This window comes from Streptomyces sp. NPDC002643, assembly GCF_053592555.1.
Genome location: NZ_JBSFVY010000025.1, coordinates 112,361 through 122,079, shown reverse-complemented (window position 1 = coordinate 122,079; position 9,719 = coordinate 112,361). Strand labels below are relative to the sequence as shown.

Below are 9,719 nucleotides of genomic sequence, written 5' to 3'. Positions count from 1 at the left end.
CGGAGGGCCCGGCCCCCAAGGGGACCGGACCCTCCGCCAGTACGTGAGTGCCGAGATCTACGCCTCGAACACCTCCCGCACCAACTGCTCCTGCTCAGCCTGGTGCCGCTTCGCCGAACCCACCGCAGGCGACGAGCCGTGCGGGCGGGAGATACGGCGCAGGCGCTCGCCGTGGGGGACGTCGGCGCCGACCGCGAGGTCCAGGTGGTCGATCAGGTTGAGGGCGATGAACGGCCAGGCGCCCTGGTTCGCCGGCTCCTCCTGGGCCCACAGGTACTTCTCGGCGTTCGGGTACTTGGCGATCTCCGCCTGGAGCTCGGCACCCGGGAGCGGGTAGAGGCGCTCGATGCGGATAATCGCCGTGTCCTTCGCGCCGCGCTTCTGGCGCTCGGCGTCGAGGTCGTAGTAGACCTTGCCCGCCGTGAAGACGACCTTCTTGACGGCGGCCGGGTCGACCGAGTCGTCGCCGATGACCGGGCGGAACTCGCCGGTCGTGAACTCGTCCGCCTTCGACGCGGCGGCCTTGAGGCGCAGCATCGACTTCGGGGTGAAGACCACCAGCGGCTTGTGGTGCGGGTTGTGCACCTGCCACCGCAGGAGGTGGAAGTAGTTCGACGGGAGGGTCGGCATGGCGACCGTCATGTTGTTCTGCGCGCAGAGCTGGAGGAAACGCTCCGGGCGGGCCGAGGAGTGGTCCGGGCCCTGGCCCTCGTAGCCGTGCGGGAGCAGGAGCGTGACGCCGGACGTCTGGCTCCACTTCTGCTCCGCCGACGAGATGAACTCGTCCACGACCGTCTGGGCGCCGTTGACGAAGTCGCCGAACTGGGCCTCCCACATCACGAGCGCGTTCGGGCGGGCCAGCGAGTAGCCGTACTCGAAGCCCATGGCCGCGTACTCGGAGAGCAGGGAGTTGTAGACGTTCAGCCGCGCCTGGTCCTCGGAGAGGTACATCAGCGGGGTGAACTCCTCGCCCGTCTCACGGTCGATGATCACCGCGTGACGCTGGCCGAAGGTGCCGCGCTGGGAGTCCTGACCGGCGAGGCGGACCGGGGTGCCCTCAAGGAGAAGGGAGCCGATGGCGAGGGTCTCGCCCATGCCCCAGTCGATCGTGCCGTCCTCGACCATCGACGCCCGGCGCTGCAGCTGCGGCAGCAGACGCGGGTGGGCGGTGATGTGGTCCGGGACGTTGACCTGGGACTCGGCGATCCGCTTGACGGTCTCCGCCGAGATCGCGGTGCTCACCGAGACCGGGAAACCGTCCTGCGGGTCGCCGGCCTCGGCGGCGGCGGGCTGCGAGGTGGCCTCGCGGACCTCCGTGAAGACCTTCTCCAGCTGGCCCTGGTAGTCCTGCAGCGCCTGCTCGGCCTCTTCCAGGGTGATGTCGCCGCGACCGATGAGGGACTCGGTGTAGAGCTTGCGCACCGAGCGCTTCTTGTCGATCAGGTCGTACATCAGCGGCTGGGTGAACGCCGGGTTGTCCGACTCGTTGTGACCGCGGCGGCGGTAGCAGATGAGGTCGATCACCACGTCCTTGTTGAACGCCTGGCGGAACTCGAAGGCGAGCCGCGCCACGCGGACCACGGCCTCCGGGTCGTCGCCGTTCACGTGGAAGATCGGGGCCTCGATCATCCTCGCCACGTCCGTCGCGTACATCGACGAGCGGGAGGACTCCGGGGCGGCCGTGAAGCCGACCTGGTTGTTGATGACGATGTGGACCGTGCCGCCGGTGCGGTAGCCGCGCAGCTGCGACATGTTCAGGGTCTCGGCCACCACGCCCTGGCCCGCGAAGGCCGCGTCGCCGTGCAGGGCCACCGGCAGGACCGTGAAGTCCGTGCCGCCCTTGTTGATGATGTCCTGCTTGGCGCGGGCGACGCCCTCCAGGACCGGGTCCACCGCCTCCAGGTGCGAGGGGTTCGCGACCAGGGAGACCTTGATCTGCTCGCCGTCCAGGCCGGTGAACGTGCCCTCGGCGCCCAGGTGGTACTTCACATCGCCGGAGCCGTGCATCGACTTCGGGTCGAGGTTGCCCTCGAACTCGCGGAAGATCTGCGCGTACGACTTGCCGACGATGTTCGCGAGGACGTTCAGGCGGCCTCGGTGGGCCATACCGATGACGACCTCGTCGAGACGGGACTCCGCCGCGCTGTCGATGACCGCGTCCAGCAGCGGGATGACGGACTCGCCGCCCTCCAGGCTGAAGCGCTTCTGGCCGACGTACTTGGTCTGCAGGAAGGTCTCGAAGGCCTCCGCCGCGTTCAGTCGGCGCAGGATGCGCAGCTGCTCCTCGCGCTCCGGCTTGGTGTGCGGGCGCTCGATGCGGTCCTGGATCCACTTGCGCTGCTTGGGGTCCTGGATGTGCATGAACTCGATGCCGGTCGTACGGCAGTACGAGTCACGCAGAACGCCGAGGATGTCGCGGAGCTTCATCATCGACTTGCCGGCGAAGCCGCCGACCGCGAACTCCCGCTCCAGGTCCCACAGGGTGAGGCCGTGCTCGGTGATGTCCAGGTCGGGGTGCTTGCGCTGGCGGTACTCCAGCGGGTCGGTGTCGGCCATGACATGGCCGCGGACCCGGTAGGAGTGGATCAGCTCGAAGACCCGGGCGGCCTTGGTGACGTCGTCGTCGTGGCTGGCGTCGATGTCCCGGAACCAGCGGATCGGCTCGTACGGGATGCGCAGAGCCTCGAAGATGTCGTCGTAGAAGCCGTTCTCGCCGAGCAGCAGGTTCGCGACCTGGCGGAGGAACTCGCCGGAGGCGGCGCCCTGGATGACCCGGTGGTCGTAGGTCGACGTGAGCGTCATGACCTTCGAGATGCCGAGCTTGTTCAGGGTGTCCTGGCTGGTGCCCTGGAACTCCGCCGGGTAGTCCATGGAGCCGACGCCCATGATCACGGACTGGCCGGGCATCAGACGCGGCACGGAGTGGACGGTGCCGAGGCCGCCGGGGTTGGTCAGGGAGACCGTGACACCGGTGAAGTCGTCCATCGTCAGCTTGCCGTCACGGGCGCGGCGGACGATGTCCTCGTAGGCCTGCCAGAACTCGAAGAAGTTCAGCGTCTCGGCCTTCTTGATGGCGGCCACGACGAGCTGACGGTCGCCGTTGGGCTTCACCAGGTCGATGGCCAGGCCGAGGTTGGTGTGCGCTGGCTTGACGAGGGTCGGCTTGCCGTCCTTCTCGCCGTACGAGAAGTTCATCGCCGGCATGGCCTTGATGGCCTGCACCATCGCGTAGCCGATCAGGTGCGTGAAGGAGATCTTCCCGCCCCGGGCGCGCTTGAGGTGGTTGTTGATGACGATGCGGTTGTCGAACAGCAGCTTCACCGGGACCGCGCGCACGGACGTGGCCGTGGGCAGCTCCAGGGAGGCGTTCATGTTCTTCGCGACCGCGGCGGCGGGGCCGCGCAGCGTGATCAGCTCCGGGCCGTCGGCGGCGGCCGCCGGAGCGGCCGGCTTCGCGGCGGCCGGCTTGGCGGCGGGCGCGGGCTTCGCGGCGGCCGGGGCCGGGGCAGCGGCGGCGGGCTTCGCGGCGGCCGGGGCGGGGGCGGCGGCCTGGGCCGGAGCCGCGGGGGCCGCCTGGGCCGGAGCCGCCGGGGCGGCGGGGGCCGCGGGCGTGGTGGTCGCTGCGGCCCCCTTGGCCGCAGTACCCGCCGGAGCCGAGGTGGGGGCCCCTGGCTTGTAATCGGCGAAGAAGTCCCACCAGGCTCGGTCTACCGAGTTCGGGTCCTGGAGGTACTGCTGATAGATCTCGTCGACGAGCCACTCGTTGGCACCGAACGCGGCAGCGGCGTTCTTGCCCGCTCCGTCCGTCTCGGTGGAGGTGCTCGAGTTACTGGGGGACTGTGGCGACACGGCGGCAACCGCCCTCTTCCGCTTCACAAGGTGATGGACAGCGGAAATAAAGGCTACGCCCCCGTGGCCGGGAAGGTCAGGCCGAGCCCGCTCTTCGTCGTGTAAGTCACATCGGAAAGCGGGTTTCGGGGGTGGAAATGGCGGGAAACAAGCGGGGTTCCGGGCCGGAAAGGCCGTGGTGGGGGTGGGGTGGGCATGCGTCGGGCAGGGCCTGCGGCGATATGAGCGCGGCCCTCTGCGCGAACGCACCTGATCACACGTGTCCGACTGCGCGGACGTGCCGTGGATCTTGTGGCTCCGGTTCGAACTTTACGTCAACTTGGCGAAGAAGTAAGCACCGGGAGGATGAGCGATATCCGGCATGGGGTAGGGGATTCGGCCATGGTTGATGTGGGTATCGGTGCGCCTCGGAGTTCGGGGGGAGCGGTCGGTTGGCAGCTGCGGGCCCGTCGTGGTTGCTCGCGCCACGCGGCGGAGCCGCAGATGTCACAGCCCCGCGCCCCTGAAGACACGGCCCTGCGGGCCGAAAAGCACGGGGCGCAGCCCCTGCTTTTCAGGGGCGCGGGGCTGTGTCAATTTGCGGCTCCGCCGCGCGGGCGCGACCAGCCCCCACCCACCCGCAGCCGCCGCACGGCCGTACTCACCGAGCTGGTGGGCGGCGGCGAAAACACTAGGTCGCGCCCGGCAGCGTGACCTGAATCCGGCATCCCTTCGGTGACTCGGCCACGCCGATCTCGCCGCCGTGGAGGTCCACCGCCCAGCGGGCGATCGCGAGGCCCAGGCCGGTGCCGCCGTCGCTGCCGGGGCCGTGGGGGGAGCTGACGGCCCCCCGGTTGAAGCGTTCGAATACGCGGTGCCATTCGGACTCGGGGATGCCCGGCCCCTCGTCCAGGACCTCCAGCCGCAGCGACTCCGGTGCCGGCCCCCTGCGCGCCTTCACCGTGACCCGGCCGTGCGGCGGACTGTGCTTGACCGCGTTGTCGATGAGATTGGCCACCACCTGGTGGATGCGCTCGGGGTCGGCGTTCGCGGTCAGCTCCGGCGGATGGACGTCCAGGTGCAGATGGACGTCCGTACGGGTGTGCTTGCCCGAGTCCGAGGCGATACCGCCCCGGGCCGAGGAGACCATCTGCGCCTCCTTGAGGACCCCGGACAGATACGGCCACACCTCGAAGCGGCGACGGCGCAGCGGGACCACGCCGTTGTCCAGCCGGGAGAGGTCGAGCAACGTCTCCACCAGGCGGCCCAGGCGTTCCGTCTGCTTCAGCGCCGTACGCATCGTCTCGGGGTCGGCGGACGTGACGCCGTCGACGATGTTCTCCAGGACCGCGCGCAGGCCCGCGATGGGGGTGCGCAGCTCGTGCGAGACATTCGCCACGAGCTCCTTGCGCTGGCGGTCCTGGGCCTCCAGCTCGTCGGCCATGAGATTGATCGTGTGGGCGAGGTCGCCCAGCTCGTCCCGGCGGTTCTCGCGGACCCGGCGGGTGTAGTCGCCGCGCGAGAAGGCCCGGGCCACCGCGTTCATCTCGTCCAGCGGAGCGGTGAGGGAGTGCGCCACGAACTGTGTGATCAGCAGGGTGGCGATCATCGAGAACACCGTGATGAAGCGCAGCTCGGTCTCGGTGCGCGCCGCGATCATCAGCAGACCGGTGGTGATCAGGACCGAGACGACGACGAGCATGCCCAGCTTCGTCTTGATCGAGAAGGGACGCAGACCGTTCAACGGCCAGACGCCGCCCCTCCTCGCCTGCCCGTCACCGAGACGCTGCGCCCGCGCGTCACCTGGGTCACGTGCGTCCCCCGGGCCACGAGTGTCACCCGCGCCACGAGCATCGCCCGGACCACGTGCACCGCTCAAAGCGCGCGCGTCCAACGGATTACGTGCTTCGCCCGGACCACGTGTGTCGCCCGGACCGGTCGGGCCAGGTGCGGTGCCCAGGTCCCGTGGGACGCCCGGGTCCAGACCGCGCGTCCGTGGGTCACCGACTCCGTTCATACCGCCACCAGCCCCCTACGCATGGGTCCACGTACGCGGTGCGGGCGCAGGCGTCAGGGTGTCGGGGTCTCCAGGGCGTACCCCACACCGTGCACCGTGCGAATCCGCTCCGCGCCGATCTTCCGCCGCAGCGCCTTGATGTGGCTGTCCACGGTCCGCGTCCCGGACGCGTCCGCCCAGTCCCACACCTCGGCGAGCAGCTGTTCGCGCGAGAGTACGGCACGCGGCGTGTTCGCGAGACATACCAACAGGTCGAACTCGGTGGGCGTCAGATGCACATCCTCGCTGCGGACCCGGACGCGGCGCTGCGCGTGGTCGATCTCCAGCTCGCCGAGGCGCAGGATGCCCGAGCGCGGGGTGGTGGCGGCCAGCGCGGCCCGCTCCACCCGGCGCAGCAGGACATGCACGCGGGCGGCCAGCTCGCGCATGGAGAACGGCTTGGTCATGTAGTCGTCGGCGCCGACGCCGAGCCCGACCAGCATGTCCGTCTCGTCGTCACGCGCGGTGAGCATCAGCACCGGGACGGGCCGCTGTGCCTGTACGCGCCGACAGACCTCCAGGCCGTCGAAGCCCGGCAGCATGATGTCGAGGATCAGCAGGTCGGGCTGCCATGCCTCGGCGGTGTCGACCGCCGCGGGGCCGTCGGACGCGGTCTGGACGACGAAACCCTCGGCGCGCAGGCGGGCCGCGATGGCGTCGACGATCGTCGGATCGTCCTCGACCACGAGCACGCGGCGCTGTGCGCCCGGGGTCGCTGTGGTGCTGCTGTGGGAGGTGTGTGTCTGCTCCATCGCCCGCCCCTGAGTTGCTTTCCGGAATCCGTGGGGTGATCCCTCGACTGCGCGTGGCCGCGCATGACTGCGTTTGACGCTTGAATGATCGGCGTCAGGGAAGCAGAGTACGGGCAGTTACCGCGCCAGGGCTATCCAGGTCTGACGGCGAGGTGCACGACGTCCGGAACGCCTCGGGCAACCGGGATCTCTTCGGTACGCACCTGCTGGAACCCGGCATTCCCCAAAGTTTCCTCAAATTGTGTGGAGGGTTGGGCGGACCACACCGCGAGTACCCCTCCAGGGCTCAACACCCTTGCGCAGCTTGCCAATCCGGCAGGTGAGTACAGGTTTTCGTTGGCTTCGGAGACGGTCCAGTCGGGCCCGTTGTCGATGTCCAGGCACAGCGCGTCGAACGTGGCGCAAGTCTCATTGACGTAACGGACGAGGTCGGCCTCGACGATGTCCGTGCGGGAGTCCGCGAGGGCACCCTCGGTCACCTCGGACAACGGCCCCGTTCGATGCCATTCGATGACCGCCGGCTCACGTTCGACGACCGTGATCGCGCCCCAGCGGGGATCGGCGGCGGCGTGTGCGAGCGAGAAGCCGACACCCAGACCGCCGATCAACACACTTGGCCGAGAACGACCGTTGAGCGCGTCCAGGGCGGCGTCGATCAGCAGCCGTTCCGAGCGTCCGTCCGAGGTGTCCATCAGAAAGCACCCGTTGGCGATGATCTGCAGCAACTCCCCGTGCCGCCGCAGCACTACCTCGCCGTACGGGCCCTCGCGGCGGTCGATGACCTCGGGTGCGTCAGGTGTGTCGTACGAGATGGGCATGTACCCATCCTTACGCGTTCCTGGCGCGGGGACGGCTGAATTACGACGGCCCGGTGACGCTGTGGGGGCGGCTTCCGGGGTGGCTAAGAGGAACTCGGGGCTTCAGCCCTGGAAGGAATCGCATCCTCGTGGCCGCGGCGCGGAGCGTGGCGGCGGTACTGAGTCTGTTCGGCCGCGGAGCGGTCGGGCGTCTCGCAGGGCCGGGGGAGGAGGCGGATGGCGAACGTGTGGCCGATTGATTCGCTCGATGTGGTGATCGGATGCGAACGAGCGGTGGTGCCTCGCACGGGTGTGTAGCGTCGTTGATCGTGAAGCTGGTGGTGCAGGTCAGACTCCTGCCGACGCCCGTGCAGGCGGCGGCACTTGAGGCGACCCTGCGTGCCTGTAACGAGGCCGCGTCCTGGGTGTCCGAAGTGGCCTTCGTCAAGGATGTGAAGCGGAATTTCGCCCTGCGCGAGCACACCTTCAGCCAGGTCAAGGAGCGGTGGGGGCCCGGCGCGCAGGCCGCCCAGCATGTCATCAAGAGAACCTGCGACGCGTATACGACGCTGAAGGCGAACCTTCCTGAACGCGACCTGCGAGGTCCCCGAGGCCGAACCCGACACCGACGCGGAGGAGTTCCTCGGGGTCGACCTGGGGATCGTGAACATCGCCACCACCTCGGACGGCGAGATCATGGCAGGGCGTCACCTCAACCGGGGACGCCTGCGCGAACGGGTGCTGCGCACCAAGCTTCAGCGCGAGAACACCCCGTCCGCCAAACGCCGGCTGAAGAAGCGGCGTCGTAAAGAGGCGCGACGGGCGAAGGACATCAATCACAAGATCGCGAAGCATGTGGTGGCCGAGGCTGGGGGTACCTCCCACGCCCTTAAGGCAGTGGGGGAGCACCGGTCGCGGGATCGCCCTGGAAGACCTGACGGGCATCCGCGAGCGGGTACGGCTTCGAAAGCCCCAACGGGCCACCCACTCCAGCTGGTCGTTCGCCCAGCTGGGGCAGTTCATCGCGTACAAGGCTCGCCGGGCGGGGGTGCCGGTGGTATACGTCGATCCGGCGTACACCTCGCGTACCTGCGCCGAGTGCGGGTACATCGACAAGGCGAACCGGGTCTCCCATGCCTGGTTCGCGTGCCGGTCCTGCGGATTCGTTGATCACGCAGATCGGAACAGCTCCCGCAACATCCGCGCCCGCGTGGAACAGTTGTGGCGACGCGGGGCGCAGTCAACCGTCCCAGACCCACCCCCGAACCCGGGCCGTGGGACAAGACGCAAACGCAACACCACAGCCAGTGGCGCCCGTTGTGCAAGCCCGGGACTTTAGTCCCAGGTACGTTGACAGCTCCAGTCCGTGCCTGTAAGGGGAAGACCGGGTCCTCGGTGTCGTTGGGGATGTCCGGGCGGGAGCCCTCGGCGCGGGCGTGGCTGAAGGCGATGTCCAGCAGGGCCGTGTCGGAGGCGCGCCGTAGTCGGCGGTCAGGGCGGCGGCCTGAGCGGCTGGCTGTCTTCGGGAGTATGGGCACGGTGTCCAGCAGCGTCAGGATCTCCTTGTGCGTGGGGCCCTTGTGGGGCCGCTTGCCTTGTCGGGGTGCTGACGGGTTGCTTGCCGATGTTGAGCACGCCCATGTCCTTGGCGGACTCCTCCGGGTTGGGCAGTACGGCGGCGGCCAGCGCCATGTCGACCGAGAGATACAGCCCCTCGGCGAGCCCGAAGACCGCCATGGCGAGCAGATACGTCCCGAACGACTGCGAGGTCGCCACCAGCGCCGGCCCGACGGCCATACCGAGGGACGAGCCGAGCACGTACGGCTTGCGGCGGCCGGAACGGTCGGAGAGCTGTCCGCCGACGATCGACCCGACGACGGTCGCGGCCACCATGACGAGGATGGCCAGGAAGAACCTGTCGGCGACCTCGGCGGCCTCGTAGCCCATGCGGTCCATCAGGAAGTAGACCGAGTAACTGGTCACGCAGGCGGCGCCGGTGAAGACCAGGAAGCGGCCGGCGAAGTTCCAGGCGAAGTCGGGGTGCTTGCGCGGGTTGACCCAGAAGCTGCGCAGGAACTCCTTGAAACCGTACGGCTGGAAGGACTCGGCGCGGGCGGGCCGGTCGCGGTCGCCGACGACGGCGACGAGAAGGCCGACGCAGACGACACCGATGAGACCGGGCACGAGGAACGCGAGGAAGAACGAGCCGCTGAAGACCTGGGCGAGGCCTGATCCGGCGATCATCGACAGCGACAGCATCATGCCGACGATTCCCGAGCCCCGGGC

Annotated in this window: 5 protein-coding genes and 1 pseudogene; 1 reads left to right on the top strand and 5 read right to left on the bottom strand. The window is 68.8% G+C overall.

Annotated elements, in window-relative coordinates; all coding sequences use genetic code 11:
* Nucleotides 1-57: 57 nt before the first annotated feature.
* From ACWD4G_RS32330 to ACWD4G_RS32315, 4 genes are all read right to left on the bottom strand, one after another.
* A complete protein-coding gene (locus tag ACWD4G_RS32330) occupies nucleotides 58-3,849 on the bottom strand; it encodes a multifunctional oxoglutarate decarboxylase/oxoglutarate dehydrogenase thiamine pyrophosphate-binding subunit/dihydrolipoyllysine-residue succinyltransferase subunit (RefSeq protein ID WP_451299732.1) in 3,792 nt (1,263 codons plus the stop codon).
* Between the two features lie 670 nt (nucleotides 3,850-4,519).
* The gene (locus tag ACWD4G_RS32325) at nucleotides 4,520-5,530 is read right to left on the bottom strand and encodes a HAMP domain-containing sensor histidine kinase (RefSeq protein ID WP_451299798.1); all 1,011 of its coding nucleotides are present in this window, start codon (nucleotides 5,528-5,530) and stop codon (nucleotides 4,520-4,522) included.
* A 368-nt stretch (nucleotides 5,531-5,898) separates the two neighbouring features.
* Nucleotides 5,899-6,636 carry a response regulator transcription factor gene (locus ACWD4G_RS32320; protein ID WP_009341146.1) on the bottom strand — a complete coding sequence of 246 codons (738 nt, stop codon included), beginning with the start codon at nucleotides 6,634-6,636 and terminating at the stop codon, nucleotides 5,899-5,901.
* A 131-nt stretch (nucleotides 6,637-6,767) separates the two neighbouring features.
* A complete protein-coding gene (locus ACWD4G_RS32315) occupies nucleotides 6,768-7,454 on the bottom strand; it encodes a spermidine synthase (protein ID WP_451299729.1) in 687 nt (228 codons plus the stop codon).
* Between the two features lie 308 nt (nucleotides 7,455-7,762).
* Between ACWD4G_RS32315 and ACWD4G_RS32310 the strand changes: the two are divergent.
* Nucleotides 7,763-8,772: pseudogene (locus ACWD4G_RS32310) on the top strand (RNA-guided endonuclease InsQ/TnpB family protein).
* 152 nt (nucleotides 8,773-8,924) lie between these two features.
* Here ACWD4G_RS32310 and ACWD4G_RS32305 read toward each other — a convergent pair.
* Nucleotides 8,925-9,695 carry an MFS transporter gene (locus tag ACWD4G_RS32305; RefSeq protein ID WP_451299727.1) on the bottom strand — a complete coding sequence of 257 codons (771 nt, stop codon included), beginning with the start codon at nucleotides 9,693-9,695 and terminating at the stop codon, nucleotides 8,925-8,927.
* Nucleotides 9,696-9,719: the final 24 nt, after the last annotated feature.